This is a genomic window from Pelorhabdus sp. sgz311002 (assembly GCF_056134285.1).
This window is the reverse complement of the sequence record NZ_JBWBCL010000016.1, coordinates 12,349-33,219: the sequence shown is the minus strand read 5'-3', so window position 1 is coordinate 33,219 and position 20,871 is coordinate 12,349. Positions and strand designations below refer to the sequence as shown.

Below are 20,871 nucleotides of genomic sequence, written 5' to 3'. Positions count from 1 at the left end.
CCTTTATTTTCCGATTGCCCAGACAATAGGCGAAACAGCCTGATGTTTTCCGTCTACTTCTTGGCGGATAACAGTACAGCCGTAATTATTGAATCCAAGTAACTGATAAAATACGTCCGCTAAATGATCAAAGGACGGTAAGTATGTCCCAACGTTGACACTAAAGCAAGCGTTCGGGAAAGGTCGTGGAAACGAAATCCAAATAGGAGAATACTCAGCCTGATCTCCCTGAGTTGACTGTGTGCTATCCCATTGTAAAATTAATCCATTTGGAAGGTCTGTCCAACCTCGACCGGAACTCATACTCCCGCCAAGATATAGTTTCTGTGCGATTCTAACGTCTTGATCGAAGAGTGTATCACCAGTAATATGAATCTTGTTACCGTTGATCTCGATTGTCTCCGGAGACATGTTAATTGCAGAAATAATATCCCCTTGAGAAACCTTGAATTGCATTTGATAAGCCAGCTGAGAAATCGAAGAATAAGCCCAGGCGTTATTGTTAAGATTGCTGACAATAGTAGAAATCTGATCACTGTTTTGATAAAACAACGAAGTATACGCCGCTTTTATTGATTGCGTCGTCTTATCCATATCCACTTGTGTAACTCTCTGACTAATATTCTGAGCGTTCAGGGTAATCGCGGCTTGCATAGAAGACAAAGTATCATCCGTCGTTGCCTGTTTCGCGGACATTAGCGAAATATTGTTCGCTAAAACGTTATACTTATCAAAAAGGCCGTCGTAGTTTTGCTGCACTACTGAAAGCTGATCAGCGAGATCTTTAATATTCTGAACTTGCGTGACAAGATCTCCCTTTAGCTTCTCAATAGAAGCAATTCCTCCGCTATCAATAAAATCGCTCGCCCACGCCTCTGTTAAGGCTTTAAAGGTGGCTTTATCAATTGCTGTTGTGTCAATAGCCTTAGCTTTAACCTTCGCACTTTCTGGGCTTCGTGGAGATATATTCCCGTTAAAATCAACCCAAGAATAGCTGTAATAATGCTCTAGGCCGTCCACAGGGCCTAAATTATCAACGAACGTTCCAACAAGCCCTGAATGAAATAAAATAGATCCTACAGGGTTTTTCTCGCCTTCTGGCAAGTCCAATGCAGGATCGTCGCGGTAAATTAAAACCTTTTCTATTTCGTTGGAGTAAGGAAAATTTATTGTTACGGTTTCCATCCAAACCCCACCAGTAACGGTCGGAGCGTCTGCCGGCGCCTCTAGCACCGAAGTATCTTCTACCAGGGCGCGGATCACGCATATATCGCTGGCGTTATGACTTAAATCAGTTGCCTGTAATCCAATATGCAGGAACGCATGATTCTTTTGATTCTGCAAAAGATAGCTTGTTATCCCATTTGACAAAACGGTTGTTGTGTCCGGACTAGGAACTTTGTCAGCTTTCATAACCCCGTCTCCAGGATAATTCTCCCATTTTTGCCAGGTATACAAAGTATAAAAGCTCAAGTCGTCGTCGGTTGTATCTTCTGGCCACTTGAGCTTTATATCAACATTCCCTCTATTTTTTCGGAAACCATTTGTCCCAAAAGTCGTATCAATAGCTAACATCGGAACAATAGGAGGATTTACGTCGCCAACTCTTATCAATGCAGGGTCTGACTTAGGGCTTTCTAGGCCCCTTTGGTTTATTTGAGTAACATAAACCTTGTAGTATTTACCATGTACAAGCCCTGCCTTGATAACATGAGACACAGTGTCTGTCGACAAACTATCACCTCCACCATTTTTTATTTGTGACAAACTCTTGCATACGTTTAGGGACGGCCGCCACGAAGGCCGCGACATTGACTTTGCCCCGATAGGTTACAAAAACATGTCCCATAGTATTCGCTAACTTCCCTTTCATTGCGACCAGGGCCGAATATGACTGCCTGATTTTTCCAGTATGCTTGAGAATTTTAGAAGAACCGTAAGCCAAAACGCCGATCTGCTTTACTAAGGACTTTGACCGGTAGACTAGAAGACCCATATGACTAATACTAGAAGCATGGTTTGCATAGAGTAAGCCTTTATTAGTATAAGAACCTCCTCCAGCTCGCTGCAGCGCCCCAATATGTTTAATCATTGCGCTGTAATTCGCTTTGCAAATACCTACTACCTTATAAGCCGAAGAGTAACCGGCCGCCAAAACTCCACGGCAGGTAAGCCCTTTATATTGTCTCTGTCTTACGATCCCAGCATAAGAGACATTGGCTCCCGTCTTCTGAGAAATAGAGCCAATACATTGCATATTTGCATGAAAGTTTGGTCCAAAGAAATAACCTCTAAAAGACAGGTAAGCCTTGTAAGGAATTTGAACGAATCCCTTCATGAGCAGCGTGGCGCTCCCTTTTTGTCGTAAAACCCCAATGCATTTAAAGCAAATAGAACTTCCTAGAACCTGATTCGCTCCCACAATAGATAAACCAACCGGATAAAGAGACTCGGCGGTATTTGATTGAATTACGGGAGCTTCTGTTGAAGGTAGCCCAACTTTAATATAGCCGACAGGCTGGTTTATCATGAGAAATCACCTCAGACGTAAACGCAGGATAGCCGGCCGCCCCAGACCTTATTCCCGCTAATCCCTGTAGAAGGGGGAACCCACTTTGTCACGTAGGAATCTGTTCCTGATGTTTTTACAAGAGTTCCGCCGGTTTGGTTCGTATAGTTCTTGCCGGTCCCTACAACAGCATAGCCATAGAATTGACTGTTTACATCGGCCGCGAATTGCTGGGCTTGATAGGTTTCTTGAGGCGACCCCATTTGTAAATCAGACGAAAAACCATTCGCTGTAGTTGCTTCGACAGGCTGAATAAGACAGGATAAGGCGTCAGAATCGCCTGTGTTTGTTACTGTTACCGTAACAATTTTCGAAGACGTTCCTGCTTGTACTGTTTCAAAATCGATAGGAGTTGCTTCATTGACAACTTGTCCATCGACTGAAAAATTGATAATAACTGACATTTACATCACCCTCTCTTGTTTTAAAATTACTTCCTGGCCACACTTGCAATTTCGAGGGTAATACTCAGGGTAGGTATTCCCGTTGTTTACACAAAAATGGTCAGAAACAAAATGTTCCCCTTGCATATAAAAGCAAGGGGAATTGCAAGAAAAATTATATTCAATTTTATTTTTATTGCCACAAATAGGGCAAACAGTTTCTATTTCCTCTTTTTGCTGCAGCGGGATATTTTGAGCAAACATATGAAAATATCTTGCTCCGCATTTGCAAAAGACTTTTGAATGAATTTCGATCAAGTTTCTACCTCCTCTACATAGTACCGGTATTCTTTAAAGAAAGGATCTCTCGAAGGATCATGCTGCACAAGTATTTCGTCGTCAATATTCGTAAAAGCAATTACGTTAATAATCTTGTCAGGCGTTCCATAATAGTTATTGATATTGACATAATTATTAATTTGAATCTGGCCTCCAAGCGTATCGTTATAAATGCTTTCGTTATATTGCTCCGCCTTAATATTGTAGAGTCCGCCCGATTCTGATATTTCCAATATACGGAAAGGCATATTAGAAAACAAAACCGTTTTTACCCCGCCAGGGTACTTGTGTTTTGTCAGCGTGATTACGTCGCCTGGCTCTAAATGCATTGCCATGAAGGAAGTTTGAAAAGAGACAACCATCGGACATAATAAAGATTTATCTCTATACATTCTGCCAAGCCTTAAAGCCTGAGCCTGGTTTGTGCAACCTAAAAGATCTACGTCTTTAGGAATAATTTTTTGTCTTTCGTCCTGGTCAACCTGGTTTTCGGTTTGAACGACTACCCCTACCCATTCATTACTAGGATCATAAAAAGTAATATTGTACTGATTCGGGCTTTCGTCGATAGAGTATTCGGTATAACTTAAAGACTTTTCGATAATCGTGTCGTCTGAAAAAGCGTAGGAGACGGGAGTCGGCTTTTCGCAGCGGAGAGATATTTTCCCATTTGTGTAAATTAGGAAACCTCCGAAGTTACTAAGCATATCGCTAAGAATTTCGTCGTGGCCTTTCTTTTCCGCGATAATCATGTTTAGTGAGTATCTAGGAGTTACTTCGAGCGTATACTCGACCGGCCGCGAATTAATGCTAACGAGGGACTGTTGGAGACTGTAAATTTCATCCTGTATATGGGTTCGATCATCTTCTGAAAGACTTGTGTCGTGATCTAAAGAATATTGCAAAGACGTAATCTTTTGTTGGACAGAATCATACGTTGAAAGGGTTGTCGGAACCCTTGTTACAACAGACTGATCACAATAGTCAGCAACCTCTTTAAACGAGTCTTCATCGATCATATCTTTAGAAACAAAATGACCCGCTCCATACCGCTTCGAGAGTAAATAATCTCGAATACAGAAGGACGGGTTGCTACTCCAGGCATATGCATTTGTCCTAGTATCTAAGATCTTCTTCCCTCTAATAACAGCTGTTATTGTCGGATTCCCCGCCAGCTGGTCAGACACTTTTAAATGAGTCCTAATCCAGCAGCAATTCCGATAACCTCCGACAGTTGTATAGTTGTCCGGAGGAGATTGATTTGGCGCCCCGTTATAAATATCAACAGAACAGCCGTCGATTCCCTTTTGATCAACAACCTGGACGACTCTTGATAAGCCGTATTCATATGTTGTCCGCCCATCAAAATCTGACTGACTTTTAGATACGACTTTCCACTCCTGACCCCTATTATTTTCATAAGGATTCATGTTTACATCTACTATAAAATAGCTATCACCGATGTTATATTCGTCAAAATCGCTTATCGTTTTCGTCTCAGATACCTGCTTATAGGTCGTAACGATTTTTATATCGTTCGCTCTAATATCCGTGATACTATCAACTTCGCCTTCACAGAAGACAATATCTTTTACAAGAGACTGTTTGTCTGACGAAATGTTATACCAGGAGGTAAATCCGCCCCACTTGCGCTCTCCGTAAATAATAGGAATACGGTCTTTTGCCGAAGCCTGGTTATAAATCTGGTCGAAATTGTAAGTCATACCTGGCTGCTTTGGTTGATGAGTTGCTGACCATATGTTCCCAAATAAAGAAGCGCCATATAAGCCGCCAGCCAACCAGGACGCGGCCCCAAAGAGCCCACCGCCGCCGGCAGCCCATCCCCAAGAAATACCAATGCCAAAACCTACAATTGAGGCTATTGCCTTGCCTCCGCCTTTACCCATAGTTTCTCACACTCCTCTCACGGTCAGGACATAAGGAATCCCTAAAAACCCGCTATAATTTTGCTGCTGGCCATGCCCTCCACAAGCAGGGAAACTTTTGTCGCAGCCGTTTCGAATTGTGTAAGGTTTACCGACTATAAAATTCATAAAAGGATAGTCTAATACGATCTTCTCTCCGTTGTTTGAAGCGATACCTCGCGATTCCGCTCCCACCGTAATAATCCCGTTATTCCAGTAATTATTAGGGAGGCTTTGCTCAATAAAGATCGTATTTTCGGTTGAGCCTACCTGGACTGTTCCTGTTCGAACATCCTCAATAGCCATACAATCGTCGCCGTCAGCAAATTCCGCGTTACAGGACAATTTTAAAATCCTCGCGTTTTGCATTGTCGGCATATCTGCTTTAACATCAAGCTGAAAAATACCCGCTTTATCATCTAAAACAGGGGAATCAAGATAACCAAAAAAAGCCCCTTTAATTTGAGAGGGGTCTGTTAAAGCATTTGGATATAAAACTTGTAGCAGCTGGTATCTACAGCCGCGAAAATCAAGCCCGCTAAATAAAGCTGTTGTGAAGTTGTCGTCTATATTTGAGAGGCTTAGTTTAAAATTATCGACCTTTGAATCGGCCGTAAAAGTAATCTTATCTCTCTTTAAAGGGATAGAAGTAAATAGCTGCCCATTGTAAGTAATATCTTGATCAACGGCCGCAAAATATACTGTGCCCGTTCTTAAATGAAAGACATGCAGCTCAATAATAAAAACGCTTGCCTCTTCCTTTGCTTTGGCAAGTTCTACTGGTAAAACTAAAGCCATATAATCCCCCCTTTATAAAACAAGCTCTACCGTTACTGTCGCCGTGAATCCAACCACATTTCCATGAGTTGGAGTCCCTGGCGCGTATTCTCTTTTTAGCTGTACTTGTAATCCATCTTCAGAGAAACGAACGGTTTGTTGAACGTTATCTTCGTCATAAAAATAAAAAGGATCAGCGTTACCGCTGACCGATTCAAAGAAGTCTTCTAATATTTTCTTTTGGTCCTTATCTCCTCGACAAGTAAACTTCCATTGCTTTAAGGGGGCAATACTTTTCCTTTGTACCTGTTTTTTTTGGGATTCAAAAACAACGATGGTATTAGAAAATTTAGTCGTTTTATCTACATCGAAAAGGTAAGGTAAAGGGAATGTTTGTAAAGCCATTAACCCACTCTCCTTTTAAATCCGGATATTACCTTGTATAAGCAGCTAACGTAGCCTATTCTAATGATCATCGACAGCTCGTTTGGGAAACTTGTCAAAACCTTGTTATAACCTAGATAAAGTCCAAGGTGTCCCTCGCCTCCGCGCTCAAACATAACAAGATCACCGAAAGTCAAGTCGTTTATATCTGCTCTGTCGAAATGCTTTAATAGGAATCTAGCCATCTTTAGACGGTCTGTTTCCCACCAATTTTCATTCCGTGGTTTGTCATAAGAATCAGGTTTCCAGCCGTGATCTTTATAAAACCAAATAACTAGGCCGCTACAATCGCAGCCGGTATCGTCTTCCCCGTTAAAAATATGGGGAACGCCGATATACTTGTTGATATTTTCCATTTTATTCCTCCTGGGAAAGGGTTCACTGTCTTTATGTTGAAGTAAACATAAAAGGAGGTGAGCCACATTGAAAAAGATATTGATTTTATTGATCGCAATATTCGCTTTTGGTTCAAGCATCTGTTTTGCCGGTACTAAGTACGACGACGCCAATGAAGTATTTTTAAACTACCAGGACGCGAAAGCCGTCCTTATTAACAGCCCTGATTATGGAAAATTTAAAAAGGCTACAGACAAAGCAATCATGTCCCTGAATCGCTTCTTAATAAAATATAGAAGTGATCAGGAAATGTCCGACGTTAGAGATAAGCTAAACAAATATGGTTTTGTCTTTTATGCCTACGGGAAAGTCTGGAATGAAAGTATAACTTCGAACAGGACGGACACCCGCAAAGATGAAGAAATATGGGAAAATATCAGCGATCTCCAAACCCTCCATAGAAATTTTTGGGGAAACTACAATACTAAAGAGGTTGTCGAAACATTAAAGGAACATATAATATCTGAAGAAACTTCTGCAATAGATAGTATAGATAAAATAAAAGAGAGCAAATAAGCTCTCTTTATCTGTATCCGAACGAATTGTTTCTGTTTAAAATACTTTGTAGCTGACCAGGGTTTCTCTGGATAGCTTGTATAATATCAGAATCGCTCATTTGAGTGCTAAGAACGGTTATTCCTCCGCCATTAGCAGCCATTTGGGCGATCATTTCGTTTTGTTCCATCATCAGCCTATTTTGTTGCTCTAAAACAGCGATATGGGACTCGTTTTGCCTTAGGCTAACAGAGATAGAAGCGTCTTGCGCGATTGAAGGGTTCTTTAATGTTGGAACAACCTCATGTCCTAAAGCGTTCGCCGCCTGTCCTAATAGAGAAATACCTCTCCCTCGTTTTTCGGGAGATAAGGGAATAATAGCTTCAGGCTTGTTGTCTTCTCGAATCCAGGAAAGTTCTTCCTGAGATCCAATTGAACCATCCTCATTTTTAGCGATAGATAACCCTTTTCCACCCGCGCTCATATTGCTGTATGACATTCCCCAAGCAACGGAAGAACTTCCTCCGCCGCTGCCGCCCATTAACAAGCCCAAGAACGAACTCTGCGACTTAATTTGGAATAGCCGCTGCAAAGCTTCTCTTGCTAAGTCGGCCCAAAGGTTCTTCCATATGCTCCGCAAAGAATTGCCTTTCAGGATAATATCGTCAACCAGGTTGTAATAGCCCTCACGAACCTTTATGTTATAGTCCTGCTCTGCTTTAACCATTGCTGCTTTAGCTTGCGTCATAACTACAACTTGCTTATTATAGGCCTCCTGCCACTGTCTATAGAACGTTAACGCGGCTTCTTTTTCCTGCCTGGTTCTGGCGTTATTATAGGCCTCATAAGCTTGCATCATAATATTGTAAAGCTCTTTTGCTCGGCGCTCTTGTTCATCGTAAGTAGCCTTTAGAGCTTCGATGTTAAACGCCGCGAGAACCTGGTCATTGTTTATCTGATATGGGTTCTCATAAGTAGCCTTCATATACTCATGTTGCTCTTTGATCTGGTCGAGGCGCCGCTGGTGAATTCTCTCAGGGTTTGAATAGTCGCCTTTGGTAGCTTTTGTAACTTCGTTCTCAATACCACTTGCGTTTTTCTTTGCTTCAGCGGCCGCGACACGAAGTTTGTCTGCCTGTTCAAGGTAGCTTTTCAAAGACTCTTTCTGCTGCTTATCTAGGTGAGCGTCCTGGACGATCTTCTGCTTTTCCTCTTTTGTAAGGTCTGCCCACGCCAGGCGAGCGTCATTCAGTACAGCCACGATCTCGCCGTTAGCCGCAACCATATCATTCGCCTTTTTATCCATTTGGCCAGCCATATTCGTATATAGCTCGCTTTCTTGGGTAAGGGCTTTTTGTCGTTCTATCATGAGGTTCATCTTGCCTACCTGGTCCTCCAAGTTATTGCCATATATCTGAGTATGAGTTTCTACCTTTTTCAAGGCTTCTTCATATTCAGCTGTAGCAATTTTAGCAAGCTTCATAATATGCTCGACGTTATATTGCGACATGTCTCTATCCCATTTAAGAGCGCTGTCTTCCGGAGCTGCGCGGCCTACGCCAGGCTGTCTTCCATTATGCTGTCTGCTTGGTTTGTCGCTTGGTTCAACTCTACCGGTTGAATTTGCAATATCCCCACGGCTTAGATCGGCCATTTGTAAAGAGATACTAGCCAAACGGTCCCTAGCAGCTTGTAGCCCCGTTAGGTCGTCTTCAATGAGGGCTGTACTCGCTTTACTACGATAATTTTCTGCGTCCCGTCTGGCTGCAGCCGCGTTCATTTGAGCATTGGCCGCAAATTCGGAAGTATCAAAACCAGGAATATCGTTTTGTGGCGTTGACATTTTGTCCCAGAACGAGGCTTTTGCTTCGCTGTAAGAAGCCATGACAGAATAAAACATATTATACATTTTAGCCAGCCATGAAACCGCCATACCCTCAGACTGAATTGCATTTATCCTAGCCTGGTGATATTGAATATTATTCTGCGTAGCGTTATAGGCATTGATAAGTTGTTGCTGAAGCTCTTCTTTTTTCTTTTGAGTTTCCTCAGCTGCAGCTTTCTTTGCCTGGTCTACAACATCAAGCTGAATTTCTCCATCTTTAACTAGATCGTCGGTCGCGACATGAGACACGCGGGACAAAGCCTGTAAGGTCGCTTGCCGGTCTTCTTCTAGCTTTGTTACCTTTGCAGTATCGCCAGCGTTTTGCTGAATACCTTCAGATAACTTTTGATAAGAGCTAACCATAGTATCAATAAAGTCACTCTGTTGCTTCTGTTGGTCAATAAGCTGTTGTTGAACCGTTAAGGCATCTTGGTCGGCTTGGATCTTGCTATTCTCTGCTTCAGCCGCCTCCCCTAAGGACATAGAATAACTTGTCATTCCTACAACAGCCGCAATTAGCGCCATTGTTAACAAGTTAAGTCCACCGGTCGCAACCGTTCTTGCTACAGCCAAGGCTCTTTCTCTTGCTGTTAAAACGACGGTTTCAGCGCTTTCCGCGCCTTTTGCTGCGATAACAGCGCTTTCTGTCGCTACCTCTGTTTTATTAACAGTTGACAAAAGACTCTTCGTTTTAGCCAGGTTCGCGCAGCCAGCGTCTAAAGCATTTACGGCCGCCCTAGCTACATAAAGGACTGCATACCAGGTTCCTAAGGTACTGATAACATTGTAGATACTACTAGACATACGTCTCATGCCTGTGAGCAGCTGGTTAATACTATCAAGTGTGTCTTTGATGTTTCTGGCCAAGCCAGCGTCACCCATACCGCTAAATAAGCCGTCGAGGTTTGCTTTTAGCTGTTGAGCCTTCCTTGAAATAGTATCAAGTTGTGCCGCCAACTGTTTCTGTGTAAAGCCCGAGGAAGTAACAGCCAACTCCATAACGCGAACAATTTCCTTATAGTCGCCCAGGATAGCTCCTGTTTTCGACCATTGGAATTTACCGCCAGAAACTTGCTTGTCCAGGTTTTCCAGGTTCTTGTCGGTCGTCTGTGTAGCTATAGCCAGGTCAAGAAGAACGTCCTCAACTTTACGCCATTCGAACGTCCCATCGGCCGCGACTTTCTTAGTCGTTACGCCAAGTTTTTCAATTTCAGTTACCGCTTTATCGCTATGAATAGAACCGAATATCGCCTTTAGGGTATTGCCTATTTCAGCGCCGCTTCGGCCAGTATTCTTTACGCCGACAGCGATTAAGGCCTGTAGGGTTTCGAAGGAAACACCGACCGTTTTTGCAGAGCTTGCGGCACGTTCATTTGCGGCCGCGAGGTCTTTGGCCGAAACTTGGGCGTTATGTGCTACATTGGTCCAGGCATCAATTATCTTATGAGAGTAAACCATAGCTTCATTGACATTTCTAGCCTGTAAGCCATACTGCGACATTGTAGCCTCTAAAGCCTTGTTGGCTTCAGTGACAGAGAACCCATCTGCTACAGCCAGGGCGGCTGAAGCATGAGTCAAGGCCATAACGACATTTACGTCCTTATATTGCCTTGACCACAGTTTGCCAGCTTCTACAATATCTTCGACCTTCTCGCCGTATTGAGCGGCAATAGTAATAAACTGTTGAGACATTTTATTCAGAGCTTGCTGATCGACAACCATCTGCCCATTGACTTCCTTGTGTAGCTGAGGGAACGTCTGAATTAAACCAGCTACAGCCTTCTCCACCTCAATGATAGAGTTCGTCATGAGTGTAGGGACAGCCATAATTCCGCCAAGCATAGCTCCGGTTCCCATCCATGTAATATGCGACCGCATTTTTGCCTGAACATAGTCAAGGTTCTGGCCTAGCGAATAAAAGCCTCGGTTATGAATTCCTATCAGGTTCTTGAACTCTACAGACTCTGCATTGAGAGCTCGCATTTGAACGACAAGCCGGTCCAGGTTGATCTTGTTGATCTCGCTGCCGGTGTCTTTCCATAAACGAAACTGTTCAAGAGCTTTGCCTTCCAGGTTCCCTAATGCTTGCTGATAATTCATAGAGACATTTTGCCTTGGTCCGTTTTTAACCAAAGCCAGCTGCTCCTGTATCTCGCGGCGCTGGTCACGAAGAAGGGTTATCTTCTCAGTCTCAAGGTTATTGCTTTTTATAAGCTCTGTTGCTATCTGACTGTCAAGGGCTTTAATATTGGCTTTCATTGCCGTAATATCATTCTCATGAGGAAGTACGGAGAAAGGAATACTAGAGCTTTTGCGCTTGCCTAAAGCCGCCTCAGCCTTTTCCTGTTCTCGCAGCGCTGCAGCCTGTTCTTTAGCTACTTGAGCCGCCTTCTCTGCATCGGTAAGACCAGCCTTTGTCTGCTCTGCTAAAAGCTTTTGCTCCATGTTTAAAGAGCGAATACGTTGGGTAAGGTCTTTATAAACCTCGCCTTGTGGATCGGCCGACCGGCGGAGGCCAGCCAAGATACCTTTTTCTTGGCCAATACTAAGGTTTCCAAGTTCTTTCTTAAATTTCAGTAACTCGTTTAAAGCGTCGTCAAAAGCCTGTTTCGTGGCTTTCCCCACATTCGAAGTCGCTTGAAATTCTTTATCGGCGGCTGTAACCGCGTCCCGAACTTGTTGCTGAAGACTCTTATATTTTTCCTTTACTTCGTCAACAGACTTTCCGGAATTCTTGGCAGCTTGTTCGAAACCCTTGAAGGCTCCGGACACATTGCCAGCAACTCCCAGCTGCTTTAATTTATCTGCTAAAGAATCAATGCTACTAAGGGCCTTTGACAGCTCTAGTAGCATTTGAATTCTTATTTGTTTATCTAAGGTATCTGCCAAATTATCACCCTCCTCGACTCATTTTCTTCAGTACGTCAATCGCAGCTTTACCTGTTTTAACAGGGCCAGACTTTTTCTCCTTGTCTGGGTTATTAAGCGTCGAAATCCCTTCAAGAAGATATTCAAGCTGGGGAAGAGACATTTGCATAATATCTTTTATTGTTAGAGAGGTATTCTGAATTAGAGCCGCGTACAGCTCATTCCATTTTGGCTCCTCTATTTTCCCCGTTTTTCCTGTTTTTTTTTATAACCAGAAATATCATAGAAAATATTAACAATTTCATTAATAAGACCGGCGTCGATCCATTGAATGATTTGCTCTCTTGTTTCTTTCCCGTCCAAAGCATACTCAACAACTTGTAACATTGCCTCACAAGCTTCTTCGTCCCAAATAATTCCACCGTCGGTATCTAAAACAAACTCCCCATTCTCCATAAGGGGCTGAAGAATATTGCTTAGGGCATTAACGTCGTTGAATTTAGGAGTAAGCCTTCGGATCTCATCTTTCAAAAGCAGGGGTGCCGAAAATACTCTATGAGGTTTCCCATAGCGATCCCATACGGTTTCAAAACACGTAAATTTATCACTCATAAGCTATTACATATAAGAAAAAGAGGGGATTTCTCCCCCTCTTAATCCAACTCCGTAACGTTAATTTCGCAGAAAGTATCCGAAGTTTTGCCAGGATCAAGGATTTCAAACTCTAACTTCTGAACACTAGCAGTACCACGTTTAAAGTCAATATTGAATTTACCGGAAGTCTTTACGCGAGGAGCTTCAAGGTCAATCTGGTAGTTTTTACCATCTTCATCCTGAGCCTTGCAAGACCACCGAAGCAAATTAACGCCTGGTACAGCGTCAACGATCATTTTGGCATTTACGGACGTAGAACTAGCTACATAGTACAGGACGATTAGAGTTCCGGTCGTTGCAGCATTTACGGCGCCGACACCAGCTGCCGTGACAGATACCTGATCTGCTGCAGGAGTTGCACTTGTAACGGTCGTAAGAGCCTTGCTTGTCCCTTTTACATACGCAATAATAGACGCGGAGTCTACTCCCGATGTATCAGGTAAAGTAAAGGACCCACTTGTAATAGGTACTTCTACCCGTTTTAATTTACGGCCGCCAGCGCTAATATCTGCCCCTTGTGTTACCTTCAGCTGATTAAGATAGAAGGTTGCGTCGTCGATAGAGATTTTGCCGCCTTTTTCTTTAATGAAGGTAAAAATCGGGAATAAGCCGTCGCCGCCATATACTTTTTCTTCCGTCGAGGAAATTTCAACCCCGAAGTTTTGCCCTTTTGTCACTTCTACAACATAGCCGTCGTTAGAAACTAAAACGCCCGAACCAATCGCATGAAGGAAAAGAGCTGTGTTTTCGTTTGCCATTTACACATCATCCTTTCAAATAAAAAAATCACCCAAACAATTGAAGGGTGAAAATCTGTCGATACTTTAAAATTCCTTTAACGCCTGAGGGCATTTGTCCCTGAGACACAACGCAAATATCTAAGTTGGCCCTGAGAATATCGGCTACTCTATTTGAGAGAAGCCTTGCCTGTTCTCTGAAACCAACATAGTAGTCGAAATAAAGGATTCCTTTATAAATAAATTGGTTTCTCGTTTGTGAGCCCATTGGAGGAAAGAAGAAAGATATAAAATCAAGATCCATAGGATCTAAAACCTCGATACCTTGTTCAGTATCTCGTAGTTTATTAGAAATAGCTTCGTCTCCAGTTGGATTCCCTAATAAAGAAAGAAGCTGACTATCTGTCGATAGCCAGCCAAAAATATCATCTTGTGAGTCAAAAGTCCGTTTAAGCATAATTCACCTACAAATTAATTGTTTTAGGGAATAGATCTTCATATGGATAATTTAGTAAAACATCGGCAAGATCTTCTAGTATGATAGGCAATAATCCGCCGGTGCCATTTTCTCCGACGACAATATTCCTCATAATATGAAGAGGCTCTTGCGGCATAAAGGCGCTTGTCGGCCTTTCAGCTGCTTTGTTGAGGTTTTCTAAATTCATCCCCTCATGAGTGCCTGGGGAAAATTTTTCGTTTCCGTCAAGGTCTTTGTATGGGCCGAGAGGTCTTCCAAGGATAGCAAAATCATTTGCAAGTCTTTCCTTGTTAAAGTTCCCGTCCGCTACATATTCCGCTAAATAAGGATTTGTTTTATCTAGCTTTGAACCACGGCCATATTCTAGCAGCCAGGCCAATCCGCCTTCTCCAAATATGGTTACGGTTAAAGCTGTTTCAGCCGTTTCCTCAAGGTAGCCGGCGAACTTTTTCCCATCGATATAGGGAGAAGAAAAAGAGCCCCACTCTGCTCTAATTCTCTCGACAATTTGCTTTGCCCATTGCCGAATCACCTTATTAGTTTCTGCATAAAGATCTGCCGTCATTGTACGGGCCTCTGATCTACAGAACACTGAATACGGAGCAAGCCAGGGTAGCTTGTATCGTCGATTCCATCTACCTGATAAATACTGTCTTCTAAACAAATTCTATCCATAAGCTTTATATCAGGGTTTTTCTGAACAATAAACCGTTTTACTGTCGTGGGAAGTAAACCTGCGTCATACATTCTAAGGTTTGCGGAAATAGTCTCTTGCACACAAAGAGAGGAGAGACATACTGGCGTCGTTCTATATCCAACCTGCTTTCCGTTGGAAAATACCTTATCAATAGATAAGATATTAATAGAGCAATTTACCTTGTAGATCTCAGCCTGGTTAACTCGCCAGGCTTTTCTCATGGCTACAATAAAGAAGTCGTTATTCCCGTCATTGATTAGGTCCCCGTTTTCTAGCTTTGTGTCGTCCTGGAGCATCCCTTTAAAAACCTCGTTCATATTGAACCGAGACGTAGAGCGGCCTCCGCGAGTAAACACAACGAATTCAGGATCTTTCCCTTTTATGGAGCATTTTACTTTCTGATTGTTAAACATGTCCTGCATTATATCGCCCCCTTGAAGCGAATTAGCATCGAACGAATATCAGAAGTAAATAAGCTATCATCCATCATCATGACTCTATAATCAAGAGTAGATAACTCTTTCTCTCCAACGAAAGTTCCTTTGCTTTTGATATTTTGGGCTAACATACCGCAAGCGACTTTTACCTTCTCAGGAACTTCTGTGTAGCCGGCCGTATAAGTTACGGCTATCTTTTTAGGAGCTACCCCAAAAACCATTCCGGCAAAACTGTTATTGATATAGGTAAAATAACCGTCGTTTTCTGGGTCTATATAACAATACTCTGTCGGAGCATCTTCTTCGATAATCCCCATATGAGAAGCTATAAGAACTTTAATAGAATCAATAGAAATAACAGGGGAATGTTTTAATTTTCCTCTGTTTTTCTTGTTTAGGGTTATCCCCTCAGAATACTGAGCGCCCATAAGATCCTTACCTAGAAAGGAATCAATTAAAACACTCGCGACTTTTACCATCCCAGGAGTGACACCGGCGACGCAATCACAGTAAACGGCTATTTCGTCGTCAGTAAGATAATTCATTCGATACAGCCTTCTTTTTTGAGTTTTTCAGCTGTTTCTTTTAAAACTTGGGCCTTTCCGTCAATAAAATCGACCGAAAACCCATCGAAATATACCGTATGAAGACCTTTTAAATGGTTTTTTTCGCCCTTCAATTGAACTTCAACGCGGATATTTTCGTCTTTTTTCCTGTCAATTTTCGTAGTAGCTGGCATATTATCACCTCACAATTAAATTAAAAGAGAGGGTTTCCCCTCTCAACTAGACCTTAGGAACGACTTTTGTAAGGATTTTATGAGCTTTATCAGGAGCTTTAACAATAACAGTATCAAACTGTACAGCTACATAATCGTCAACCAGGCCAGAAGTCAAGCCAAGTTTAAAAATGCGAGGCGTGTCCGAAGTCAGGTAATGACGTTCGATCAGGTTTTCCGTCGCAATGACGATTTTGTGATTCAAGTTTGTGCCGTCGTCGTTGATCGGCAGGAAAATATCAGGAATAACAGGCAGCAAACCAGCTACTGTCGGAATACGATTAACAACAACGCCAGGCACGATTTCAATAGCGTAGTTTTTGATATTCGTATTACGGGCCAATTCTTCTTCTTCCCAGAGATCGATTGTCAGAGGGTTCATGAAGATAGCTGTCGGGCGAACTTTTACTTTCGTCTGGCCAGCGACCATTTCAGCAACCGTTCTTTTGATCGTTTCCGTGAATTTTGCATTTGCAGCAAAACCGCCAGTATTCGTGATCTGAGAGAGCAAGCCCATATATTCAGCTTTAGTAGGAGCAGATAAGCTAGTGTCGGCGCCGGTCCAGATAGCCTGATTCTGGGTTTGGCGTAAATCGACGATCATGTCGTCCATATCCTGAGACAGAAGTTTTTCAAAGCGGCCTTGGTCTTTTACTAGCTCTTTATCGAACATAGTATAAGTGATTCGGCTTTGAATCATTTTGAGCATTGCAGCACGTTCTACGCGGCCATAATCAGTATCAACCACTGTCGCGCCAAGATTACGAGGATCACCAAAAGCAGCATTGTGAGCAATTTTCGTTTGCTCAAAATACCGTGTCGGGTGGCCTGTTGCAGGAACGGCTTTAATACGATTTAAAATAGTTACATCGCGATTTAAAATATCAAGAATTTCTGGTTGAAATTCAGGCAATTCCAAATAGTGACCCTGGTTATAGTCCGCAACTGCGGTGTTTGTTGCAAAATTAAATTGAGAACCTAAAAGCATTTACACATCATCCTTTCAAATTTGGGCATAAAAAAAGACCCCATATAGGGGTCAATCCGACTATTTCAGTTTGCTTTCTCTAAGAACGCCGAGTTTCGCAGCAATTTTTTGCTGAGGGCTGAGAGCCTTACTTGCCGAAATTTCTTTCAGCTGTTCATCTTCGGTTTTAGCGAATTTAGCATCTGTTGCAAACTGAGTGCTTCTCCGCTGAGGCGCTGCTGGGGCCTGAATCGTTTCTTCGGTTGTTGCCGTAATATCCGTTTCAGTTTTACCGGCGGCTGGTGCTGCCTCTGGTTTTGCGGCTGCAGCTGCTTCAATTTTTGTAACAGCTTCGTCTACTTTTCCAGTAACGCTTGCCTCAATTTTTAATACGGCTGCATTTACAGCTGTTTCTACTTTACCGTCAAGACTACCGGCGACAGCTGCAGTCACAGCGTCGATCACTTGTTTCAATTGGTTTTCGTCCATATTATCAGTCTCCTTTTTATGTTTGCTTGCAATTAATTGCTGTAGTTGGGTTCCCTCAAAAGCCGCTCTATTTTTCCACACGATAGAAACGCCGGTAAATACTAAATCTTTAACATAAATATTTCCGTCTTCGCCCTCTTCGTAGTCTAAAATAGTAGCCTCAACACTGAACCCGATAGCATCTTTCCCATTTAATAACATAGAGGAAATATCATAGAAGTCTTTCTTCCAGATAACCCCTTTCGCCATAACATTGTTTTCTTCGGTCCATGTTTCGGTGACAAAACCGATTTTGAATCGAATATTATGCTCTGTTAAGGCGTCCTCAGGACCGGCCCAATACTCTTCTGGCCAATAGACATTTACGCCCATCCCGTTAAGAGTTTGGAATCTCTTCTCGATACACTCTTTAGTTAATACAACTAGCTTGCCGTCAGATCCGCCAGGCGGTCCGTCTGAAGGTGTATCAATAAGAGTAACAATACCTTGCCAATCCATTCTGTTTAAATGAGGGTCAGAGCTTGTCTGATACTGCACATCGCAGATATTTAATTTAAGCTTCATTCTTTGACTCACCCCCTTTCGGTGAGTCTTGGTAACGGTCTTTACCTACCCCATTAAAACCGCCAATATTGACAGCGAACTTCTGGTTAATCTTTGCCTTGTATGCTGAAATCGTCATAGCGCCAAGTTCCTTGTCCTCCATAGGTGGGAGGCCAATCGCCCGACGGTACTCATCCATTGTCATTCCGTCAGCCGAGAAGTCGGCTCTTGTGATTTCTGCTTTCTTTGTCTTTTGGTCAAGCGTCTCTTCATATATGAATGAGAATTTCAATTTGCCGCCTAGTCCGAGCATCCCGATTATGTGTTTATTGATAATCCGTTCTAAAAGAGAGGCATATGGTTTAATAGCGCTCTCTAGTAAATCCTCGTTCTTTTCTGCAATGGTTGATTTATCATTCGAGACTTCCATCCCAAGCTTTGCACCTGGTAAGCCAAAAGCTACGGCAATAATAGTAATCAGGAACTTTTGGTAGGCAAGGAACATTCCGTCGTCGTTGATCGCCCCAAGTTGGCAGCTGGAAACTCCCTCGCCGGCAACAATAGGAAGATCGCCCGACCCATAAATAGACTCTTCGAAGTAACGTCGGTAAGCGTCGAGCGTTCCTTGGTCAATCGACTTACCAAGATTTAAAATAAATTTTGGGATCGACTTACTAGCAACACTTGAGCAATACTCTTGTACGTCTAGCAAATAAGCTACATATTCAAAGGCTGTCTCAAGAGGGCCAAGTCCGAAAGGGGTATGTGTGAAGGTGTTTTTCTTGATATAACAAAGCTGATCGTCCGTAAAATATACATAGTCAGTACCCTGTTTCTGAGCATACAAAGGAACTCCAGTTCCCGCATTTCGGGCGTCTCTAACAAATTCAACAGTAAATCCGTCGACAGGGTATAAGAACAAAGGCCTTGTAATATCGCTATAACGGACCTTTTCGAATACTCCACAATCGCCTTGTAGGCAGTCCTCTAGGATCGCTCCCCAAAAGCTTTCAAAGTCGTCGGTATTGTTCGGGTTCTTGATAATGTTAGTTAACATATCTTTCTCTTGTTTGTACGTTGCCTTGTCGTTCTCAACAACATTGTCAATCGTCCAATCAAGCTTTAGAATCCCGTTTTTGATTTCGTTAATCGCTCGACGAGGGATAGCTGAAGCCGCAAACTTTCGCAGCGCTGGGCCGCTTGGTTTTTTAGCATTAGTTTTTGTAATAGAGTTGCTATATCTCCAGCCAAATAGAGATAAGTAGTCTAATATCGTTTTACGTTCAGGGTCTTTCTTTTTGCGGCCGAACAGCCAGCCGAATATACTCAATCACTCACCCCCTTCTATAAGAAATTTTTGAAAAACAAAATCCGCTGATAGCTGAAGCCGCAGCGGATATTGCCATTTCTAAAGCGTCGATTCCGTCGTCTCTCCCTTTTGGGAAACGTCGCAATTCGCTTATTAGATTTTGTTGCTCTTTATGAAACCTGATATACCCATTTTTAACCTTGGGGATAAGGCTTCTGATACGGAGCTGTTTGTCTTGGGACTGTTTTACCTCGTCCCAATTAACATATACGCCGGCAGCAAGAACTCTCTTTTTGAGTTCGTCGGCAAAAAATTGCTGGAAGACTTGTGTTTCAATCCGGAACTTTTTGAGCTTGTCCATGTAAGTGATAGCATAAAAAAGAACGTCGTCCATAATCTTGTCAGGCGGCCTTCGTTTAATATCAGCGTCCAGGACATACAAATAATTGTCTGCCCCGCGACCGATCACGACAATAGCCGAACAGTCTGACTTGTTGGATTTACCCATTGACGGATCACAGGCAGCATATACTTCCAGAATTTCAGGCAAAGTCTCGTAGTAGCACTTGTCAATCCATTCTGTTTTAAAGTCCGCACTGTTCGGGTCAATAGGGTCATTCTGATATTCGCTGTTAAACATACTCTCATCCATGAGCCGTAAGAGCATCAATGAATAATAGTAGTCTCTTTCCTTACCTGGCCAGAGACAATCAACCCCGTCGAGCATCTGCTCTCTGTTGTCGTTATAGAATCGTTCCGCTTCTTTAAACGGATCTTCGCGGCTCATATCTGTCATGATAGATTCCCACGTATCCCATAAGTGAGATTTCGAGAACGTCATGACCGCCTTGTAAATCTTTCTATTCCACATTGAATAATTCTTATCACTTAATATTGTGTTTAGAAGAGATTCATAATGCAAAATAGTTCCTATATATAGGAAGGTTGTTATCGGGGTCCCGACCGGCAGGAGTGCTTTTAAGAACCATTCTTTAAGCTTTCTTCGCTGATCAGGACTAGAGACGCTTTCATCGTTTTCCAGGTCGTCAATGATTACAAGTTCCGGACGGACGCCGCGAGGGCTTTTCGTCCCGCGCAGCTTTTGGCCGGCGCCTTTACCGCAAACCATAATATCATTTGCAGTAATAATCTTATCTTGTGACCATACGGCCTTTCCGACGAGATCCCCAAAGTCGGCACGTAACCTTTCATTTTCTTCAAGCTCTAACTTAATAGCCATAATGAATTGTCGGGCCTGTTCGTTTGAGTCAGATACGATCAGAATATTTCTTCTATACCCATAGCAAATACACCATAAGGGTAATAGGAAAGAAATAATCTGAGACTTACCATGACCACGCGGCGCGGCTCGAACATAGTAGTTTTTTTGATCCGCATGCCTAAGAATATAATCCTCTACACTGGAAAAAACCTCTTCATGGAAAACACAGAATTCACTTGAAAAAACTTCAGGGAAGTAGGTCCGCGCAAATAACACTATATCTGTCGCGCACTGTTCTTTAATAGACAACTCATGGTCTTGTTGTTGCTCTTGCTCTGCTGCTTCGGCGTACTTCATAAACTCTTCAAAGATATTCATGAGTATCACGCCCTATGTTTCGTTTTGATACTCAACCATTTCCCGCAACGAAAGCCGGTCTTTGATAACCTTCTTCTTGTTTATGGGTTTTGGTTGACGCT

General features: G+C 42.7%; 21 protein-coding genes. 1 reads left to right on the top strand and 20 read right to left on the bottom strand.

Annotated elements, in window-relative coordinates:
- Positions 1-3: 3 nt before the first annotated feature.
- From AC0NJP_RS17255 to AC0NJP_RS17220, 8 genes are read right to left on the bottom strand one after another with little or no spacing between them, the layout of a single operon-like run.
- Positions 4-1,734, bottom strand: coding sequence for a gp53-like domain-containing protein (locus AC0NJP_RS17255; protein ID WP_474700574.1), 1,731 nt, complete (start codon positions 1,732-1,734; stop codon positions 4-6).
- A 4-nt stretch (positions 1,735-1,738) separates the two neighbouring features.
- Entirely contained in the window at positions 1,739-2,530 is a 792-nt protein-coding gene (locus AC0NJP_RS17250; RefSeq protein ID WP_474700573.1) for a hypothetical protein, read from the bottom strand.
- A gap of 11 nt (positions 2,531-2,541) precedes the next feature.
- Positions 2,542-2,973, bottom strand: a complete 432-nt coding sequence (locus tag AC0NJP_RS17245; protein ID WP_474700572.1) for a hypothetical protein — start codon at positions 2,971-2,973, stop codon at positions 2,542-2,544.
- A complete protein-coding gene (locus AC0NJP_RS17240; protein ID WP_474700571.1) occupies positions 2,974-3,270 on the bottom strand; it encodes a hypothetical protein in 297 nt (98 codons plus the stop codon).
- A complete protein-coding gene (locus AC0NJP_RS17235; protein WP_474700570.1) occupies positions 3,267-5,198 on the bottom strand; it encodes a phage tail protein in 1,932 nt (643 codons plus the stop codon). Before AC0NJP_RS17235 ends, AC0NJP_RS17240 begins: the two co-directional genes overlap by 4 nt.
- Positions 5,199-5,204: 6 nt before the next feature.
- Positions 5,205-6,014: a baseplate hub domain-containing protein gene (locus tag AC0NJP_RS17230; protein ID WP_474700569.1), complete on the bottom strand. Its 810-nt coding sequence runs from the start codon at positions 6,012-6,014 to the stop codon at positions 5,205-5,207.
- A gap of 12 nt (positions 6,015-6,026) precedes the next feature.
- Positions 6,027-6,398 carry a hypothetical protein gene (locus AC0NJP_RS17225; protein ID WP_474700568.1) on the bottom strand — a complete coding sequence of 124 codons (372 nt, stop codon included), beginning with the start codon at positions 6,396-6,398 and terminating at the stop codon, positions 6,027-6,029.
- Positions 6,398-6,793: an NlpC/P60 family protein gene (locus AC0NJP_RS17220; RefSeq protein ID WP_474700567.1), complete on the bottom strand. Its 396-nt coding sequence runs from the start codon at positions 6,791-6,793 to the stop codon at positions 6,398-6,400. Before AC0NJP_RS17220 ends, AC0NJP_RS17225 begins: the two co-directional genes overlap by 1 nt.
- A gap of 67 nt (positions 6,794-6,860) precedes the next feature.
- Between AC0NJP_RS17220 and AC0NJP_RS17215 the strand changes: the two genes are divergently transcribed.
- Positions 6,861-7,349: a hypothetical protein gene (locus AC0NJP_RS17215; RefSeq protein ID WP_474700566.1), complete on the top strand. Its 489-nt coding sequence runs from the start codon at positions 6,861-6,863 to the stop codon at positions 7,347-7,349.
- Between the two features lie 7 nt (positions 7,350-7,356).
- Here AC0NJP_RS17215 and AC0NJP_RS17210 read toward each other — a convergent pair whose 3' ends face one another.
- The 12 genes from AC0NJP_RS17210 to terL all read right to left on the bottom strand — a co-directional run bounded on the left by AC0NJP_RS17210 (position 7,357) and on the right by terL (position 20,770).
- Entirely contained in the window at positions 7,357-12,102 is a 4,746-nt protein-coding gene (locus AC0NJP_RS17210; protein ID WP_474700565.1) for a phage tail tape measure protein, read from the bottom strand.
- A 216-nt stretch (positions 12,103-12,318) separates the two neighbouring features.
- On the bottom strand, positions 12,319-12,693 hold the full coding sequence (locus AC0NJP_RS17205) for a hypothetical protein (protein WP_474700564.1): 375 nt from the start codon (positions 12,691-12,693) through the stop codon (positions 12,319-12,321).
- Positions 12,694-12,734: 41 nt separating this feature from the next.
- Positions 12,735-13,493, bottom strand: coding sequence for a hypothetical protein (locus AC0NJP_RS17200; RefSeq protein ID WP_474700563.1), 759 nt, complete (start codon positions 13,491-13,493; stop codon positions 12,735-12,737).
- 28 nt (positions 13,494-13,521) lie between these two features.
- The gene (locus AC0NJP_RS17195; RefSeq protein WP_474700562.1) at positions 13,522-13,929 is read right to left on the bottom strand and encodes a hypothetical protein; all 408 of its coding nucleotides are present in this window, start codon (positions 13,927-13,929) and stop codon (positions 13,522-13,524) included.
- 7 nt (positions 13,930-13,936) lie between these two features.
- A complete protein-coding gene (locus AC0NJP_RS17190) occupies positions 13,937-14,515 on the bottom strand; it encodes a hypothetical protein (RefSeq protein ID WP_474700561.1) in 579 nt (192 codons plus the stop codon).
- Entirely contained in the window at positions 14,512-15,069 is a 558-nt protein-coding gene (locus tag AC0NJP_RS17185; RefSeq protein WP_474700560.1) for a hypothetical protein, read from the bottom strand. The genes AC0NJP_RS17190 and AC0NJP_RS17185 overlap by 4 nt, the downstream gene beginning before the upstream one ends.
- Positions 15,069-15,629: a hypothetical protein gene (locus tag AC0NJP_RS17180; protein WP_474700559.1), complete on the bottom strand. Its 561-nt coding sequence runs from the start codon at positions 15,627-15,629 to the stop codon at positions 15,069-15,071. Before AC0NJP_RS17180 ends, AC0NJP_RS17185 begins: the two co-directional genes overlap by 1 nt.
- Entirely contained in the window at positions 15,626-15,823 is a 198-nt protein-coding gene (locus AC0NJP_RS17175) for a hypothetical protein (RefSeq protein WP_474700558.1), read from the bottom strand. Before AC0NJP_RS17175 ends, AC0NJP_RS17180 begins: the two co-directional genes overlap by 4 nt.
- A 46-nt stretch (positions 15,824-15,869) precedes the next feature.
- Complete coding sequence (locus tag AC0NJP_RS17170; protein WP_474700557.1) at positions 15,870-16,850, bottom strand: hypothetical protein; 981 nt, start codon at positions 16,848-16,850, stop codon at positions 15,870-15,872.
- 60 nt (positions 16,851-16,910) lie between these two features.
- Positions 16,911-17,882 carry a hypothetical protein gene (locus AC0NJP_RS17165; protein ID WP_474700556.1) on the bottom strand — a complete coding sequence of 324 codons (972 nt, stop codon included), beginning with the start codon at positions 17,880-17,882 and terminating at the stop codon, positions 16,911-16,913.
- Entirely contained in the window at positions 17,872-19,191 is a 1,320-nt protein-coding gene (locus tag AC0NJP_RS17160; RefSeq protein WP_474700555.1) for a phage portal protein, read from the bottom strand. The genes AC0NJP_RS17165 and AC0NJP_RS17160 overlap by 11 nt, the downstream gene beginning before the upstream one ends.
- Before the next feature lie 4 nt (positions 19,192-19,195).
- Positions 19,196-20,770, bottom strand: a complete 1,575-nt coding sequence (terL, locus tag AC0NJP_RS17155) for a phage terminase large subunit (RefSeq protein WP_474700554.1) — start codon at positions 20,768-20,770, stop codon at positions 19,196-19,198.
- Positions 20,771-20,871: the final 101 nt, after the last annotated feature.